Annotated in this window: 17 protein-coding genes; 6 read left to right on the top strand and 11 right to left on the bottom strand. The window is 57.4% G+C overall.

Translation table 11 applies throughout. From position 1 onward, the window contains the following. Positions 1-21 precede the first annotated feature (21 nt). The 5 genes from KO116_RS03715 to dctP all read right to left on the bottom strand — a co-directional run bounded on the left by KO116_RS03715 (position 22) and on the right by dctP (position 5,881). The gene (locus tag KO116_RS03715) at positions 22-1,551 is read right to left on the bottom strand and encodes a malonate--CoA ligase (RefSeq protein WP_035561199.1); all 1,530 of its coding nucleotides are present in this window, start codon (positions 1,549-1,551) and stop codon (positions 22-24) included. Beyond that, entirely contained in the window at positions 1,548-2,915 is a 1,368-nt protein-coding gene (locus KO116_RS03720; protein WP_035561202.1) for a malonyl-CoA decarboxylase, read from the bottom strand. Before KO116_RS03720 ends, KO116_RS03715 begins: the two co-directional genes overlap by 4 nt. Positions 2,916-2,926: 11 nt before the next feature. Then, positions 2,927-4,261 carry a TRAP transporter large permease gene (locus KO116_RS03725; protein ID WP_035561206.1) on the bottom strand — a complete coding sequence of 445 codons (1,335 nt, stop codon included), beginning with the start codon at positions 4,259-4,261 and terminating at the stop codon, positions 2,927-2,929. Between the two features lie 2 nt (positions 4,262-4,263). Then, entirely contained in the window at positions 4,264-4,785 is a 522-nt protein-coding gene (locus KO116_RS03730; RefSeq protein WP_035561208.1) for a TRAP transporter small permease subunit, read from the bottom strand. A 100-nt stretch (positions 4,786-4,885) separates the two neighbouring features. After that, positions 4,886-5,881 (bottom strand): TRAP transporter substrate-binding protein DctP, encoded by a 996-nt coding sequence (gene dctP, locus KO116_RS03735; protein ID WP_035561210.1) that lies wholly within the window; start codon positions 5,879-5,881, stop codon positions 4,886-4,888. Positions 5,882-6,037: 156 nt separating this feature from the next. On the opposite strand from dctP, the gene KO116_RS03740 reads away from it, so the two are divergent. The 3 genes from KO116_RS03740 (at position 6,038) to KO116_RS03750 (ending at position 8,999) form a co-directional block, all read left to right on the top strand. Further along, the gene (locus KO116_RS03740; RefSeq protein ID WP_035561213.1) at positions 6,038-6,721 is read left to right on the top strand and encodes a GntR family transcriptional regulator; all 684 of its coding nucleotides are present in this window, start codon (positions 6,038-6,040) and stop codon (positions 6,719-6,721) included. A gap of 119 nt (positions 6,722-6,840) precedes the next feature. Further along, positions 6,841-7,845 (top strand): GlxA family transcriptional regulator, encoded by a 1,005-nt coding sequence (locus KO116_RS03745; RefSeq protein ID WP_035561216.1) that lies wholly within the window; start codon positions 6,841-6,843, stop codon positions 7,843-7,845. Then, positions 7,836-8,999, top strand: a complete 1,164-nt coding sequence (locus KO116_RS03750) for an MFS transporter (protein WP_035561218.1) — start codon at positions 7,836-7,838, stop codon at positions 8,997-8,999. Before KO116_RS03745 ends, KO116_RS03750 begins: the two co-directional genes overlap by 10 nt. Here the strand turns inward: KO116_RS03750 and KO116_RS03755 are convergent. From KO116_RS03755 to KO116_RS03775, 5 genes are read right to left on the bottom strand one after another with little or no spacing between them, the layout of a single operon-like run. Further along, a complete protein-coding gene (locus KO116_RS03755) occupies positions 8,996-9,442 on the bottom strand; it encodes a phosphatase domain-containing protein (protein WP_035561221.1) in 447 nt (148 codons plus the stop codon). The genes KO116_RS03750 and KO116_RS03755 overlap by 4 nt on opposite strands. Continuing rightward, positions 9,430-10,521, bottom strand: coding sequence for an MBL fold metallo-hydrolase (locus KO116_RS03760; RefSeq protein WP_035561224.1), 1,092 nt, complete (start codon positions 10,519-10,521; stop codon positions 9,430-9,432). Before KO116_RS03760 ends, KO116_RS03755 begins: the two co-directional genes overlap by 13 nt. Then, positions 10,518-11,609 (bottom strand): ABC transporter ATP-binding protein, encoded by a 1,092-nt coding sequence (locus tag KO116_RS03765; RefSeq protein WP_035561227.1) that lies wholly within the window; start codon positions 11,607-11,609, stop codon positions 10,518-10,520. The genes KO116_RS03760 and KO116_RS03765 overlap by 4 nt, the downstream gene beginning before the upstream one ends. Next, entirely contained in the window at positions 11,597-13,327 is a 1,731-nt protein-coding gene (locus KO116_RS03770; RefSeq protein WP_035561230.1) for an ABC transporter permease, read from the bottom strand. Before KO116_RS03770 ends, KO116_RS03765 begins: the two co-directional genes overlap by 13 nt. Before the next feature lie 2 nt (positions 13,328-13,329). Then, positions 13,330-14,334, bottom strand: coding sequence for an ABC transporter substrate-binding protein (locus KO116_RS03775; protein WP_035561233.1), 1,005 nt, complete (start codon positions 14,332-14,334; stop codon positions 13,330-13,332). 134 nt (positions 14,335-14,468) lie between these two features. Between KO116_RS03775 and KO116_RS03780 the strand changes: the two genes are divergently transcribed. The 3 genes from KO116_RS03780 to KO116_RS03790 all read left to right on the top strand — a co-directional run bounded on the left by KO116_RS03780 (position 14,469) and on the right by KO116_RS03790 (position 16,254). After that, entirely contained in the window at positions 14,469-15,221 is a 753-nt protein-coding gene (locus KO116_RS03780) for a DeoR/GlpR family DNA-binding transcription regulator (protein WP_035538847.1), read from the top strand. Between the two features lie 77 nt (positions 15,222-15,298). Continuing rightward, entirely contained in the window at positions 15,299-15,874 is a 576-nt protein-coding gene (locus tag KO116_RS03785) for a YgjV family protein (RefSeq protein WP_035561236.1), read from the top strand. A 98-nt stretch (positions 15,875-15,972) separates the two neighbouring features. Beyond that, positions 15,973-16,254 (top strand): DksA/TraR family C4-type zinc finger protein, encoded by a 282-nt coding sequence (locus KO116_RS03790; RefSeq protein WP_035561238.1) that lies wholly within the window; start codon positions 15,973-15,975, stop codon positions 16,252-16,254. Between the two features lie 43 nt (positions 16,255-16,297). Here the strand turns inward: KO116_RS03790 and KO116_RS03795 are convergent, their stop codons facing one another. Continuing rightward, the gene (locus KO116_RS03795; RefSeq protein WP_035561241.1) at positions 16,298-16,582 is read right to left on the bottom strand and encodes a YrhK family protein; all 285 of its coding nucleotides are present in this window, start codon (positions 16,580-16,582) and stop codon (positions 16,298-16,300) included. Positions 16,583-16,776 lie beyond the last annotated feature (194 nt).

Genomic DNA, 16,776 nt, shown 5'->3' on the forward strand with positions numbered 1-16,776 from the left:
GTATGCTGGTAGGACGGGCTATTAAGGAGTGCGATAGGTATCGTTAAACTGCTTGCGCAGCTCATTTTTCTGCACTTTGCCCATTGTATTGCGGGGTAGTTCATCGACAAAGAAGACCCGTTTGGGCTGCTTATACTTGGCTAGCCGACCGTCTAAGTGGCTGATCACCTTATCTTCATTAAGCTGATCTTCAAGACCTTGCTGGCGCACCACTACGGCGGTCACGCCCTCGCCAAAGTCAGGATGGGGTAGGCCGATGACCGCGGATTCAGCCACTTGATCGAGTTCGTCGATCACCTGCTCCACTTCTTTGGGGTAGACGTTGTAGCCGCCGGAAATCACTAGGTCTTTGTCGCGACCCACAATATGCACATAGCCCTGCTCGTCGACCATGGCGAGATCGCCGGTAATGAAAAAGCCGTCGTCTAACAGCTCCTCGCGGGTTTTTTCGGGCATCCGCCAGTAGCCGATAAACACATTTGGGCCGCGAATCTGCAGCATGCCAATCTCGCCCAAAGCCACCTCATCGCCGGTTTCGCGGTTGGTAATGCGCATCTCCACGCCGGGTAGCGGCATACCCACGGTGCCTGCTCGCCTTGCGCCTTCATAGGGGTTGGAGAGGTTCATATTGGTTTCGGTCATGCCGTAGCGCTCAAGAATCGCATGGCCGGTTTTGGCTTCAAAGGCTTCATGAGTTTCGGCGGTAAGCGGGGCGGAGCCGGAAACGAACAGCCGCATATTGGCGGTAACGTCAGGCGTTAGGCGCTCATCCTGAACCAAGCGCGTGTAGAAGGTAGGAACGCCCATCATCACCGTGCCATGGGGCAACTCTTCAAAGATGACATCGGCGTCAAACTTGGACAGGAACAGCATGCTGGAGCCCGCCATCAAGGTGACGTTGCAGGCGACGAATAAGCCGTGGGTGTGGAAAATCGGCAGTGCATGGATCAGCCTATCATCAGCGCTGAAATGCCACGCTTTGGCCAGGGTCTCGGCATTAGAGGCGAGGTTTTTGTGCGTTAGCATGGCGCCTTTGGAGCGCCCGGTGGTGCCAGAGGTATAGAGAATAGCGGCCAGGTCGCGCTCGCCAAGTGCCACGATATCCTCACGTGGCGTTGCCGCTTGGGCGGTTTCCATCAGGCTGCCATCGGCAGCGCCGCCCAGGGTGACCACCGCCGGACAGCCGGTTTCAGCGGCAAGCGACAGCGCTTGCTCTTCTATCTTGGGGCGGCAAACAAACAGCGCCGGCTCGGCGTCATTTAAAAAGTAGCGAATCTCATCGCCGGTATAGCCCGTATTGAGGGGCAAATAGACGCCACCGATGCGCAGGCAGGCCAGGTAAAGCAGTATCGCCTCAGGACTTTTATCCACCTGCACGGCGACCCGGTCGCCTTGCTTAACGCCTAACTCGGTTAGTGCGCCAGCAAGCTGCGCACTGATGGTCAGCGCATCGGTGTAGCGATAGCGGCGGCCATCGCGGGTAGTAATAAAATCGGCCTCTGCGCGCTCACGCATTTTGGCCGCAAAGGTTTCAAATAGGTTGTGGCTCATTTGGTGGTCTCTCCCTTGGCCAGCTTGCGGGCGCGTTTGGCGAGGTCACGCACCTCATTTGAGCAAGCAACGGTCGCCTTGGCGGTATAGTTTTCGTGGTTGCGTTCGATATCGTCCAGCACATACAGGTAGTTAACCATTAGCCCTGCGGCTTGTTTAAAGCCCTTCTCGGAGATATCGCCCAACCAGTTAATGCGGTGCAGCTCGGCCCCGTTGCCGAGGTGAAAGCGAGCCACTGGGTTGAGTGGTAGGCCGTGGCGGTTCTTCTCTTCGATGAGATAGCGTGCAGCCAGCGGTCGGATCGCGGCTTTAAGCTGCTCTTCAAGCGCGTCGTCCTGATGCCATCCAGGGGTTTCAAGCCCCTTGAGTGATTTACGCAGCGACGAGGGAAGCTGCTCGTCATGACGTTGTTCTTGCAACCACTGGGCGAAGCCGGGCACCGGCGAGAGGGTGACGAAGTATTTCAGCTGCGGCAGCTCCTGGGAGAGCTCTTGCACCACCTGCTTGATCAAAAAATTACCGAAGGAGATGCCTCGCAGGCCGGTCTGGCAGTTGCTGATGCCAAAGAACGCCGCAGTATCGGCCTCCTCGGCCTCATCGATACCTTTTTTGCTATAGCTGCTTTCGCCAGAAAGAATGGGCTGAATACGGCTTGGCAACCCCTTATGGAGGGCCACTTCCACAAAGATTAGCGGCTCATCGCCAATCGCCGGGTGGAAGAAGGCGAAACAGCGACGGTCGCGGGCGTCTAGCCGCCGGCGCAGGTCGTCCCAATCCTGAATTTCATGCACCGCTTCGTAGCGGATGATCTTCTCTAAAATCGACGCGGGCGTGTTCCAGTCAATACGCTTGAGCATCAAAAAGCCGCGATTGAACCAGGAGCCGAATAGATGGGCGAAATCGTCGTCGATGGCCGCCAGTTCGGGCTGTTCACGCAGCAGCGCCAATAGATCCTCACGCATTTTAACCAGCTCATAGGTGCCGTCGCTGGCCAGGTTTAAACGCCGGAAAAGCTCCTGCCTGCGTGGCTCACAAGCTTCAAACAGGCGCTGTAGCGATTGGTTGTCGCGAACCTCTTGGTACGCCAGATAGGCCGCGTCAATGGGGCCGGGCTCGGCCGAAAAGTCCGTCGTTAGGCGGGCAAAGAAGCTGCTTTTCTCCGCCGGTGACAGGCGCTGATAAATCGCCAAAGCGCGGCTTGCCAGCGCAATGCTGGAGGCCTCACCATCGCTTTCCAGCAACTTTTGGCAGGCTTTCACCAACTGCCCATGGTCGGGCGTTAACGTCTCTGGATGGCGGCGCCGTAACAACGCATCACGTTGGGTGATGTTGTTGAACAGCTCCTGCAAAAACAGCATGTTCATGGTCGAACTCCTTAACCCATGATCAAGTTAGGTAGCCAAAGCGCGATGCCTGGGAAGAGACACAGCAGCAAGATACCCAGCACCATACACAGCGCGTAGGGCAAGCTTCCCATCAGAATGTCGCGCAGCGAGATATCCGGCGCGATGCCTTTAATAATGAACAGGTTGAGACCCACCGGCGGAGTGATCAGGCCGATCTCCAGGTTGATGGTCAAAATCACCGCAAACCAGTAAGGGTCGAAGTTGGCCGCCAGAATGATGGGCAACAAGATCGGCGCAGTCATCACGATCACGGCCACGGGCGGCAAGAAGAACCCGGCCACCAGCAGAAAGAGGTTAATCACCCCCATCAGCGCCCAGCGGTTGATGTCCAAGTCAGCAATCGCAGCGGCGACGGTTTGGGTGATAAACATCGAGGAGAGCGCGTAGGCGAACACTTCGGCGGTGGCGATCACCAGCATGATCATCACGCTTTCACGCAGCGAGTCGCGCATGATCAGTTTGATCGGCCCCAACTGCCACATGCGGTAGATCAGAATAGCCAGCGCCAAACACAGAAATGCGCCTACACCTGCTGCTTCTGAAGGTGTTGCCACCCCGCCATACAAGGCAAACAGAATACCCGCGACGACACCCATGAAAGGCAGAACACGGACGAGGGCTTTCAGGTTGGTATCAACATTCTGCTTAACGTTCTGTTTTAGCCGTTCGACGGACTCCGCCATCGGGTTGTTATAACCACCGGCCATCTTGCAGGCGATCATGGTCCAGATCATAAACAGGCCCGCGAGCATAAAGCCTGGCACTACCCCGGCGATAAACAGCCGACCAATAGAAGTTTCGGTGGAGATGCCGTAGATAATCATGGTGACCGACGGCGGAATCAGAATGCCCAGGGTGCCACCCGCGGCAATACAGCCTGCTGCAACGCCATCCGGGTAGCCGCGCATGCGCATTTCAGGAATGCCCATTTTGCCAATCGCCGCACAGGTGGCGGGGGATGAACCCGATAGTGCGGCAAAAATAGAGCAGGCGCCGATATTGGAAACCGCCAAGCCGCCGGGCAGCTTGCCCATCCATAGATCCAACGAGCGATACAGATCGCGCCCGGTGGGGGAGGAAGCCACCGCGGCGCCCATCAGTATAAACATCGGAATGGCGACAAAACCAAACTCGGCGATGCGGTCAAAAAAGGTTTCACCGAAGTAGGTGAGCTCGGAAAGGCCACGGTCGTAAATCAGCGCCAGCAGCGACACACCGCCCAGGGCGAAAGCGATAGGGGTACCAATGGCCATCAGCCCAATCAGCGCGATGGCGACAATAATGCCTAAGGTAATGGGATCCATGCTTAGCTCTCCCCACGCAGAATTTCAGCCACATACTGCAGCGACAGCAGGGTGGAACCGACTGCCATGGGCAGTAAGGCGGGCCACAGCGGGGGATTCCATACCGAGCCAGTGGTCCACTCGCCATGCAGCGCCTCAAAAACATAGACCCAGCTGGCGTACGCCAAGGCGGCACAAAAACCTAATCCAAACAGCGAAGCGATCAAGCGCATGATGGTGCGGGTAATTCCGCCCAGCGCATCGGGAACAATGGTGATAGCCACGTGCCCGCCGGTCATCAGCACATAAGGGCTCCCCATCAACATCGCTGCCGTTACTGAGAAGATGGTAAATTCGGTCTGCCAACTGGTACTCATTCCGAGTAAGTAGCGAATAAAGACCATCTGGCAAATCACTAATACGCCAGCGATAAACATGGCGCAGGCCAAATAGGCGGAAAGCCGCGAGAGCTTATCCATGACGCGAATGTAGCCGCCAATGATGCCCCCTCGCGCAAGGGCATTGTGAGTCGTTGCAGGTGCCATAATTCCCTCGACAAGCTGGTTATTTCGCCAAGCTAAGCAAGCATCAGTTGAAAACGGCCACCCCGAAGGGCAGCCGAGCCGTTAGGCGTTCATAGGTTGCTTACTCGACGGCCAGTGCTGCATCGATAATGGCTTGGCCATTGGGAACATTGTCGGCAAAGTTTTTGTAGGAGGTTTCACGGGCGATTTCCAGCCAGGCGTTGTAATCGTCTTCGCTCATGCTAACGACCTCTACACCGTTCTCTTCGTAAAGATCGACCATCTCCTGATCAATGGCGGCGGCCTCTTCAGCAAAGAAGGCTTCTGCGGCTTCACCAGCTTCCGTCAGCGCCGCCTGCTGCTCTTCGTTAAGTCCTTGCCACACCTGCTCGGAAATTAGAATCGGTTCGTACATAAACCACAGCGCGAAGTCGCCCGGCTCGGTCAAGCACTCGACCTGCTCGTAGAGGCGGAAAGAGATAAACGACATCGACGAGGTGTTGGCGGCGTCCAGAACGCCGGTTTGCATGGCGGTGTAAACCTCAGAAGACGGCATTGAGGCGATGGAGGCGCCGGCGGCTTCCAGCATCTCTTCAAACGCGGGGCCTGCGGCGCGCAGGTTCTGGCCCTCGACGGTATCGGGTGAGGTAATGCACTGCTCACTAGAGGCAAAGCCGCCCGACAGCCACGCGTCTGAGAGCACACGAGCACCGCCCTCGAGGATCACCGCTTTAATCATCTCCATGTATTCGGAGTCATTCAGACGCTGAGCATGTGCCTGGTTGCGCACTAAGCCTGGCATCAGCGTGGCAGAGAACTCAGGGTGCCGCCCGCTGGCATAATCCAGCGGCAGCGAAGTGATGTCCAGGCGGCCCCGGGCGATGGCGCCCCACTGTTCGCGCGCTTTAAACAGCGATTGGCCGGGGTAGACTTCAATGGTCAGGCCAACGTCGGCATCGGCTACGTGACGGGCCATCATTTGCACCATTTCATCGCGAACATCCCCCTGGCCGCCAGGGAATTGATGCGACGCGCGAAGCACGGTATCGGCAGAAGCGTGGGAAGCCGCAATAGCGAGACCGAGGGCGGCAGCAGTTGAGATCAAATAGCGTTGCATGTGGCGTCTCCAACAATTGTTGTTGTGTGTTTGGATTGACTTTATGTATCTATCAGTCGAGCTGATATATATATCAATAGGCGCTACGTATGCTAATGTCAACTGTATGACAGCATTAAAACGGCTAAGGTGAGTCGCGATCCAAGGAGGTAAAATATGACGGGCACCAAGCGTTCCAACGCTCAGCGATTAAGAGATTCTCTTGAGGATGACATTATTAATGGCCGCCGTGTGCCAGGAGAGCGCCTGGACCCGGAAGCCTTGGGCCGTGAGTTTCAGGTTTCGCGAACGCCAGTGCGCGAAGCCTTTCAGCAATTGGTGGCCAGCGGTTTAGTCACCGTTTCGCCGAAGAAGGGCACCTTCGTGGCAAAAGTAGGCATTGATCAGTTGATCGAAATGTTTGAGGTGATGGCGGAACTTGAAGGCATGTGCGGACGCTTGGCGGCCCGCCGGATTACCGAGCCAGAGCTGGCTGCGTTAAGAGAGGCGCATCAGCGCTGCGAAGCGGCGGCCCTGGCCGGCGACAGCGACGAGTATTACTACGAAAACGAAGGCTTTCACGACTGTATATACACCGCTAGCCACAACGCCTTTTTGGCCAGCGAAGCGCGTCAACTGAAGCAGCGCCTAAAGCCCTACCGGCGCCTTCAACTTCAGGTGCGCCAACGGGTAAATACTTCCCTCAGCGAGCACCAAACCATCGTGGAAGCCATCGAACGGGGCGACCCTGTGGCGGCGCAGCAAGCGCTGAGCGATCATGTATTAATTCAAGGCGAGCGCTTTAGTGATTTCGTTTCCAGCGTACGCAGGATGGAGGCGCCGTTAGAAAGGACGGGCTGATGCGAATGTAGCGCTTTTATAAAGATGTCTGAATCGGTGGGGTAATGGTCCTTGCCGACATAGGGCACAGCGCTGACACTCTCTCTAATGCTTCGATTCCCCGTTAGCGGAGAGAGACTGTGACTCGCCATGTTGCTCTATTTGCCTACCCCGACTGCCAACTGCTGGATGTCAGCGGCCCCTGGCAAGTGTTTGCCAGCGCTAATGCGTTAAGCCCTCAACCGCTCTACCAATTGACCCTTGCCGCTGATGCCGTCGGCCCGGTTATCACCAACGGCGGCCTAGCCGTGCATGCTACGCACACCTACCACCAACTTACTCATTTACTGCCCTTGGATACGCTGTTGGTGGCGGGCGGCAGTGGCGTGATTCAGCAGCGTGAAATAGCCGCAGTGAAGCAGGTGCTTTGTGAGGTCGCCCCAGAGGTGAGGCGGCTAGGCTCTATCTGCTCCGGGGCATTTTTGTTAGCCGCTTCAGGGTTGTTGGATGGCTGCCGCGTCACCACCCACTGGCGCCATGCACCTCAACTGGCAGATGAGTACCCCGCACTAAGCGTTGAGCCCGATGCACTGTATATCGAAAGCAACGGCCGCTACACCAGCGCCGGTGTAACGGCGGGGATTGATTTGGCGCTTTCGCTGGTAGAGGCAGATCACGGTGCTGATCTAGCCGGGCGGGTGGCCCGTGAGCTAGTGGTGTTTTTGCAGCGCCCAGGTGGGCAGTCGCAGTTCAGCGAGATACTCCGGCATCAGCAAGAGGCGGGCCCGCTGCGCCGCTTGCTGGATCAGCTCCACGCCGACCCCAGCGTAGATCACAAGCTTGAGAGCATGGCCGACCTGATGGCCGTCTCACCGCGCCATTTAACCCGGCTATTTAGGCGCTACTTAAATACCACCCCCGGTGCTTACCTGACCCAACTACGCCTTGAGCAAGCGCGCCTGGCGCTGCTTAACGAGCGCGAGCAGCTCTCCCTTGAACGTCTGGCACAACGCTGGCGGCTGGGCGGCGCGGAGCAACTGCGCCGTCAGTTTCAGCGCTACTACGGCGTATCACCCTCGGTCTATCGTCAACGCTTTGCGTCTTCCCGCACCGATTCACTTCAGGAGAGTGCCCCATGCCTTTAACCGTCGCACTGCTATCGCTCTGCCAAGCGCTTCTGGTCACCGGAAACGTTTTGCTGATTGCCGTTTCGCCGCTGATTGGGGCGTCTTTGGCGCCAAGTGCGTCATGGTCGACCGCGCCGGTTGCCACCCAGTGGCTGGGGCTGATGTGTGCCACCATTCCCGCCTCATTAATTATGGCCAGGCTGGGCCGAAAACGCGGCTTTATACTGGGCAATCTGGTGGGACTGGTGGGTGCACTGGTCGCCGTGCAGGCACTGATCGGCGAGTGCTTTGGCCTGTTCTTGTTGGCCACTTGGCTAATTGGCATCGGCATTGGCTTTGGTCAGCTCTATCGCTTTGCTGCGGTGGAAGCCGCCCCCGCCGCGATGCGAGATCGGGCGATTGGTTTGGTGATGGGGGGCGGTGTGCTGGCGGCGTTTGCCGGGCCGTGGCTGGCCAGGGTGAGCCGTGAGCTGGGCGAGGTGCCATTTTTGGGCAGCTTTGTGGGCTTGGCCGCGCTTTATGCACTGGCGCTGGTGGTGCTGATGCTGACGCAACTACCGCCGGCATCCCGCACCCACGGCGAAGGCGTCGCACTGCCGCTGGGTAAGATACTCCGCCAACCTGAATTTATTGTGGCGGTGAGCGCGGCGACGGTCGGGTACGGCGTGATGAACCTGGCCATGACCGCCACACCGCTCGCCATGGCGGGGGCAGGGCACCACTTTAACCACGTTTCCATGACCATTCAGTGGCACGTGGTCGCGATGTTTTTACCCTCGTTCTTCACTGGCCATTTAGCCACCCGCTTCGGTGCCAAGCAGGTGATTGTGGCCGGCTGCCTGCTGCTGGTAGCGAGTGCTCTGGTCGCCCAATGGGGTGTCGGCTTAGCGGGGTTTAACGTGGCTCTTATTTTGCTGGGGTTGGGCTGGAACTTTACCTTTTTGCCCGCTACTGGGCTGCTCACCGAGAGCTACCGCCCGGTGGATAAAGCGCGCACCCAGGCTGCCAACGAGTTTTTAGTGTTTGGCACTGCCGCCATCACTGCGCTGCTCGCCGGGCCCTTGGTCAGCGGTTTAGGCTGGGCGACGCTAAACCTAGTGTTGCTCCCTGTCGCGCTGGTGCCCTTGGCGGTGCTGGTTTGGCAATACCGAGCCAGTCTGGCAAACGCTTAAAAATCTCCCGGCGCGCACTGTAAACAGGTAAGCCCAAGCGCACGCCATTGGGCGACCACAGCGTCGCGGTCATCCAGCACCAGCCAAGGCGCAAAACCATCGCTGCGCATACGCTCCAGAAGCGCCTCTTTTACTGCTTCATCATCTACATGGTCGTCACCTTCTGGGCGCAGGTACATGGCGTCAAAAGGAATCGTGTGGCGCTCCAGCCAGCGCTGGGTATGCTCACGATGACTGTCCGGGCGTCCGCTGCAAATCACGATCTGCTGTCCCTGGGCCTTGAGAATTTTGACCAGCTTGGCCACTGCTTCAATCACCGGTGCTTCGGCCATATGGGCAAAGAAGGGCTCCCACTGTTTTTGGCTACCGAGTACCCAGTCGCTGACTTGGTGAGGGTGAAACTCGGCTAAGGTACCATCGACATCGACAATCACTGCGGACATGCAAAACTCCTTAAAGAGGAAAGGTGGTTTGTACGAGAATCAGTTTTGAAGCGCTGAGAAGTGTAAAGGCGATTGCCTAGAAGCCCTTGCCACGCCTTTAATTCGTTATCTCTTAGCTGGGTAAATAGCGGCACCACTTGAGAGGCGTCCAACTGATCGGCTAGCGCCACCAGATGCGAGGCGCGCAGATGCACATTCCAGCGTTGCCAGCTTATTTCCCCTGCTGCTAGCTGGACTTGGCGTTCAGGTGTTAAGTAACCGGTATGCAGTAGCCGGTGGTCGGGCCACTGTTGGGGGGTGTCATCGTGATCACTTATCAGCCGCAGCGTGGCATTTTCATCATTTTGTCGTGCCAACACATTGTTGATAGCAGCATCAATGCCTGGGCGACGCAGAGCGGCAGGCATTGCCAGCAGGGCGGTGAGGTTGGCGCGTATCTCCGCATCAATCGCGAGCGTTAACCCACGTGATTTAGCTTCCTCAAGCAGCCACAGCGCCATTTCCAGTGCACGGCCGGTGGCAGGCACGGGAAATGCCAAAGGCTGGGTAAAGTGTTTGCTGATTGCTTGAATGCACGCAGGTTGGGGTTGATCAAAGCTGCCGTAGGAGGCATCCAGCAGCGCAAGACCCGCTGGTGGTGGTGTATCAAACGGAAACACCAACGACTCAAAGCAGACATCGCCGCTGTAGAAAACGCCACCTTCCACCGCTAAATGTAGCCAAACACCGCCTAACGAGTGCCCTGCTTGACCGGTGGTGACGGTAATACCTTCCACCTCTAGCGAGCCGCGTTCCGGTAGGGGGCGCCATAGCCGGTTCTTGGGCAATGATTTAGCTACCAGCGCCGTGCAGTAAAGTGGCACGTTGCCAGGCAGCTCAGCCACACCGCCGATATGGTCAATATGGTCGTGGCTAATCAGCACTGCGTCGATATCCAGATTGTTCGCCCAGGAGATGGTGTCATCCGGGTGGAGCGCGCCGCCTGCATCTAGCAGCAGGCGTTTTCCTTGGGCTTCTACCACTATCGCGGCTGGGCCTTTGGCGCCTAAACCACTGAGAATCTCGATGGTGGCACTCATTGGTCGGGCTCCAGACACCAGCCTTGATGAAGGTCGACGGCAACCTGACTACCCAGATCAGGCGGGCTGTGATGGTAGGCCAGCAGGGTTTCGCCACTGAGTAGGCGCAGGGTGAGCTCATAGCGCTCGCCGCGGAAAATAACGTTTTCCACCTGTGCGGCAAGCTGGTTATGAGTGGGAGTTGCGGAGGAAGCGGGTGCTGCGCTGATCTGAATATGTTCCGGGCGCACCAGCACGCTTTGGGTTCGTTCGGACTCGATGGCGTTCAGCCCGCGCATCAGGGCCGCACTCTCAAGGCGCTTCCCAGGGTGGCCGGCGGCGACCTTTAATTGGCCGCCCTGGCCGATAAAACCCGCTACCCATGCGGTTCTTGGCTGCCTGTAAAGGGTTTCGGGGGCGCCCCACTGAACCAGCTTGCCCGCTTTCATCACGGCGATTTTATCCGCCAGCGCCATGGCCTCGGTTTGGTCGTGGGTGACGTAGACCAGCGTGGCGCCCGTGCGTTGGTGAAAATCGCGAAAGCTGTGTTCCATGGTGGCGCGCAGATGGCGGTCAAGGTTGGCCAACGGTTCATCCAGCAATACCACTGACGGGTCGCTAACCAGGCAGCGTGCCAGGGCCACCCGCTGGCGTTGGCCACCGCTAAGGGCCTGAGGCATGCGATCGGCATAGGCTTCAAGCTCAACCAATGCCAGCGCTTGCTGCACCTTTTGATGATACGCCGCCCCGCGCAGGCCGCGCAGTTTGACCGGGTAGCCGACGTTGTCCGCCACACTCATATGCGGCCATAGCGCATAGGACTGGAACACCATGGCCATATTGCGCTGTTCAGGCGGCACATGGATATCGGCGCTGGCCAGGGTGCGATTGGCTAATTGAATCGTGCCGTCGTTGATCGTCTCGAAGCCTGCCAGCATGCGTAGCATGGTGGTTTTGCCGCAGCCACTGGGGCCGAGCAGGGCGACAAATTCGCCTGGATTGATCGTCAGCGACAGCGCATCAACGGCCGTCTGTTCGCCAAAGCGCTTGGTAACACGATCGATCGATAGCCCTGCACTAGATGGCACTGCCATGCCTAACTCTGCCATGGAATGACTCCTTTAGGTAAACGCGGCGCCAGTAAACTGAGTGTCAGCATCAGCGAGGCGACCATGATCACCACCAGCACTGACACCGCAGAGGCCAGCACGCTTTCGCCGCCTTCGTCGAGGTTGAAAATCAGCACGCCGAGGGTTTCGTTACCGGCGCTCCATAGCAGGGCTGACACGGTCAGTTCGTTGACCGCCAGCAGAAACACCAGCAGGCCGCCTGCGAACAGCGCGGGCGCCACCAGGGGTAAAATAATGCTGCCCAGGCGTCGCCAGGGGCCTGCACCCGCGAGCTGTGCCGCCTCTTCAAGGGAAGGATCCAGCTGCGCCAGGCTGGCGGCGACAGGCTTAACGCAGACCACTAGAAAGCGCGCCAGGTAAGCGATAAAAATCAGCCCCAGGGTGCCGTAGAGCGCCACATTGATAATCGGTAGCGGGCGAACAAAGAGCAGAATGCAGGCAATGGCCAAGACCACGCCGGGAAGCGCATAAGGAATCTCGATAGCGCTGAGGACCACGCCCCGCCAGCGTTCCGGTAGACGCTGTAGCCGGTAAGCCAGTGGCAGACTCAGCAGCATCAACACCACTGCCGCGCTGCCCGCCAGCCACAGGCTGTTGTTTACCGCTCGCCATGTGGCGCCTTGGCGACCCACCACTTCGGCGTAAGCGTTCAGGGTGGCGGTCTCGGCGTTTAATGGCACGCCCATGGCGGGTACCAGCGAGCTGATAATGAGCGCAAGCAGCGGCGCGACCAGAATAATCAGTAAGATCCCGACGAGCGTGGCGGTCACCAGCGAGCGCCAACTTCCCAGGGTGAAATCATGAGAGCGCCCACTATGGCCGCCAAGCCCGAAGCGACTGCGATTCATCAATTGCTGTTGCAACGCCACCCCAGCCAATGCCAGTAAACCAATCAGCAAGGAGAGCGCAGCCATCTCTGCCAACACCCCGGTGCCGAAGTTGGCCATACGCTGGTAGATCAGCGTGGGCAGCACGTAATAGCCGGCGGGAATACCCAGCATGGCGGGGATGCCGAAATTGCCGAGACTCGAGATAAACGCCATCGCGCCCCCGGCGATCAAGCCGCTACGGGTCACGGGTAGAATAATATGACCCCATACCTGGGTCTGTTTGGCACCGCTAATGCGGGCGGCTTCGATCAGTTCCTGGGGCAGCGAAAGCAGACTGGTACGCAGGGCTAGAAACACCAGTGGTGCGCTCTGGATGCCCAGCAGTAAAGCGATGCCTTCCGCGGAGTAGAGCGGCTGTGGGCTGCCTAGCGGCGGCGCCATGCCAATGCTTTTCAGCAGCGGGCTGGCCGGGCCAAAGAGCTGCAGCCAGCTCAAGGCGGTAACCTGGGGCGGAATCATCATCGGCAGCATAAAGCAGAACACCAGCCACGCTTTTCCGCGCACATTGGTGAGCGTGATGGCAAAGGCGAACAGGCTACCCAGGATCAGGGCGATCAGCATGCCGAGCCCCGAGGTATACAGGCTATGCCAGAGTGCTCGCCAAGTGCTGGCACTGTTGAGCACCTGCCACAGCGGCGATTGGCGGCCCTGGGTAAGATCGCTCAACGCTTCGAACAGGAGGCGCAGGCTGGGTGCCAGGCTGAGCAGCACAATGGCAATCAACAGGCTTGAAAGCAGCCAGCGGTGCTGGCTGCCGTACTTGTTGTCGCTGCCGTCCTTATTGTCATAGTTGAGAGCGGGCGTCATGATTACCCGCCGAAGAGGTCGCTAAAACGCTGTTTGAGTTCTTCTTCCTGCGCCAATGCCTGCTCGGTATCAACCGGCATCAGGGTAATGCTATCGCGCTCGGGGAAGCCTTCCGGAGGGGTAACGTCGTTGTGGGCAGGTAGGTAGCCCTGCTGGCTGACCAGTTCCTGGCCCTGCTGGGAAAGCACGAAATCAACAAACTTTTGCGCGGCATCGACATTCTCTGCGCCCTGCATAATAGCGACTGGCTCGGTCACCGCGCTCACGCCCTCTTCCGGGAACACGAATTCGACCGGCGAACCTTTGGCGGCTTCACGGATCGGCAGGAAGTCCACCACGATGCCGTAAGGCTTGGTGCCTGCGGCCACGGCGTTAAAGACGCCACCATTGCCGCCCTGTGCTTCGGTGCGATTGTCGTGCAGGGCGTCGTAGTATTCGGCACCTAATTCTGGATTAGCACTAATTGCCGCCATATGGATCAGTGCCGCGCCGGAGTAGAGCGGGCTGGGCATAGTGACCAACCCTTCGTAGTCAGGCCCCAGCAGATCTTGCCAGCTTTGCGGCTGATGCTCGGCGCCGGTGTTATAGACAATCCCGGTGGTGATCAGCTTGGTGCCGTAGTAGTAGCCTTCCGGGTCATACAGGTCGGCGTCATAGGCCTGACGCTCATCGCTTAGGTAAGGCTGTAAATGGCCCTCTTGCTTAAGTGATTCCATGGTCATGCTGTCGGCAATCAGCAGTACGTCGGGGTTGCTCACCCCGGCTGAAAGCTCCGAGCGCAGCCGTGTCATTAAGCGCGTGGTACCGTCGCGTACCCACTCCACTTCAATGTCGGGATAGGCTGCTTCAAAGGCGTCAACGGTTTGCTGTGCATCGCTATTGGGCTGGCTGGTGTAGAGCGTCAGCGTTTCGTTCGCCGCTACCTGAGCTGAAAGGGAAAAACTGGCTACCGCGACGGCAGCAGTAAGGGCAGATGTCGGAATAGATAACAGGGGGCGCTTCAACATGGGTAAACCTCCAGTGAGTGAACCCCACCTAAGCTACTGTCATCTGCTTACAACAAAGTGACAGTACGCTTTCGTTCAACCTTTTGTGGCTTTCGTTTGTCACGCTTTTTACTTTCGTTGTGCTGAGAGGGGCTATGCGCCAGTTCGAACGTCGACAACAGCTATTACAGCGAATCCACTCACAGGGGCGCCAATCGGTAGACAGCCTGGCAGGCGAGTTTGGGGTTTCTGTGCAAACCCTGCGTGGGGATATTCGCCACTTGGCTGATAAAGGCCTGGTGCTGCGCCGCCAAGGGGAGGTGCTGCCGTTTCCCGAGCAGGAAAACATTGGCTACGACCAGCGTCAGATCGTGAACGTGGCGGGTAAACGGCAGATCGCGGCGCGGGCAGCGAGCTTGGTACAGGATCATCAAGCACTATTTTTAGGCACGGGCACCACGGTTGAGCAGTTGGCCGATGCGCTGAGTGATAAGCAAGGCCTGCATATCATGACCAATAACCTGCATGCGCTGATTAAGCTGTGCCAGTTGAAGTGTGAGTTAGTGGTGGCGGGTGGACGAGTGCGTCGTCGTGACCAGGACGTGATTGGCGGCGATGCCTGGCGCTTTTTTCAACGCTACCGTGCCGATGTGGGGATTGTCTCGGTGGGGGGAATGGATAGCCATGGCCAGCTTTATGACTATAACGACGACGAAGTGATGGCCCGTGAGGCGCTGTTGGCCCATGCCGGTTATCGCGTGTTAGTACTGGATAAAACCAAGTTCGACCTGCCACTACGCTGCGCCGCGGGTCAGTTGGGTGATTATGATGCCGTAGTGACCGATGTGCCGCTGCCAGACAAGCTTCGCAGCCCGTTGGCCGCCCAAGGCGTTCGGTTTCTGGGTTAGGGCGAACGCTAACTGTGCCAGTATGGGGCTAACGGCAGCTTTTAAAAACGACAGCATACAAAAGAGGAGCGTTATTAATGTTAGACAACCTAAGCCATAGTGCCCTGGCTGGTCAGCTCTGTGGCTTGGTGGCCCTGGTGATATGCGTAGTGGCCTTTGCCAGTAAAAACGACGATCGCCTCTTGGTGTTACTGATTTCTGCCAATGTGGCGTTTGCGCTGCAATTTGTCTTTTTCGAGAGCTGGACAGCGGCTGCGCTAACGGTGCTGGTGATAGTAAGGATTGTATTGGCTCGCCGTTACCTGGGAAGTAAAGCCGTGATGGCGGGTGTCTTGCTGGCCAGCGGTATCGCCGCGGCCTTCACTTGGCAAAGCTGGGTGGATATTCTGCCGGTGGCGGCCATGGTACTGGGAACCGTTGGCATGTTTCTAATGCGCGGCATTGCCATGCGGTTTTTTTTGGGGCTGGCTGCCTTCGCCTGGATGCTGAACAACCTGCTAATTGGCACGATCGGCGGTACTGTTGCAGAAGGGCTGATCGTGGTCACCAACATCATCACCATTATTCGCTTAGTGCGGGCCAAGCGAAAATATCCTGATGTGTTTGAGGGGGGAGAGGAGCCTGGTGCTATCACCAAAGCTGGTCAGGACTAACCCCTTAGCTCTTTGCATCCTGCATTAACAACGAGCGTAACTGCTATGCTAAAGGTTTGATGTTGAACAGTTGTTTTTTTAAAAGGAGGTAGGAGACCATGGCAGGTGGATGGGCAAAAGACGGTGCCGAGCAAGAACAGATGGAAAGCACACTGGACGATGCGGTGCGGTGCGGTGCGGTGCGGCGTGCGCGTAGCCAACTGCCCTCAGGGGATAGCCTTGAGGCATGTGAGGAGTGCGGTGGCACCATTCCTGAGGCGCGTCGCAAGGCTATTCCCGGTGTGCGTCTCTGTGTGGCGTGTCAGGCAGAGCAGGATAAAGCACAGTCCGCTTTTAGCGGCTATAACCGCCGCGGCAGCAAAGACAGCCAGTTGCGTTGAGCGTATTTCTCTAAGCAGAGTGACTACAGGGGGCTGTTTGCGTTTAAGCGTCGTGATCCGTATCCGGCAGGCGCTTGAAATAGATATAGCGATGTAAGCGAATAGTGGGGCGTAGAAGCAGTTGCACACTACCAATCAAGAATAACCAAACACCGAAGGTCTTCAGACTGCCCTCGTAAAAGAAGCAGATACTGCCGAAGGTGAACCAAAGGCCCAATAAAAAATCATTGAGGATGCTCAACACCTCATAGCGCTGATGCACCACTAGCTCTTTGTGGCCGATGGTAAACGTCCAGTCACGGGTTTGTGGGTTCTGCTCGCGCCGCATTCAATGTCTCCTTGTGTAACTATTCTTTTAAAAATGTGTTGGTAAGTTATCGTTTAATATTTAAAGCAATATTGATTTTAACTAAACGTTAGTCTGGCACACTATCAATACAGGCAAAGGGAAAGCTGATTTTTTAGTAGTGATTAATGCTGCGTGAAGGTTGTTAGTAATGGAGTAAGCAGTTGAGGGAGCGT

Origin of the sequence: Halomonas sp. KO116 (assembly GCF_000734975.2) — a bacterium.
GTDB lineage: Bacteria > Pseudomonadota > Gammaproteobacteria > Pseudomonadales > Halomonadaceae > Vreelandella > Vreelandella glaciei.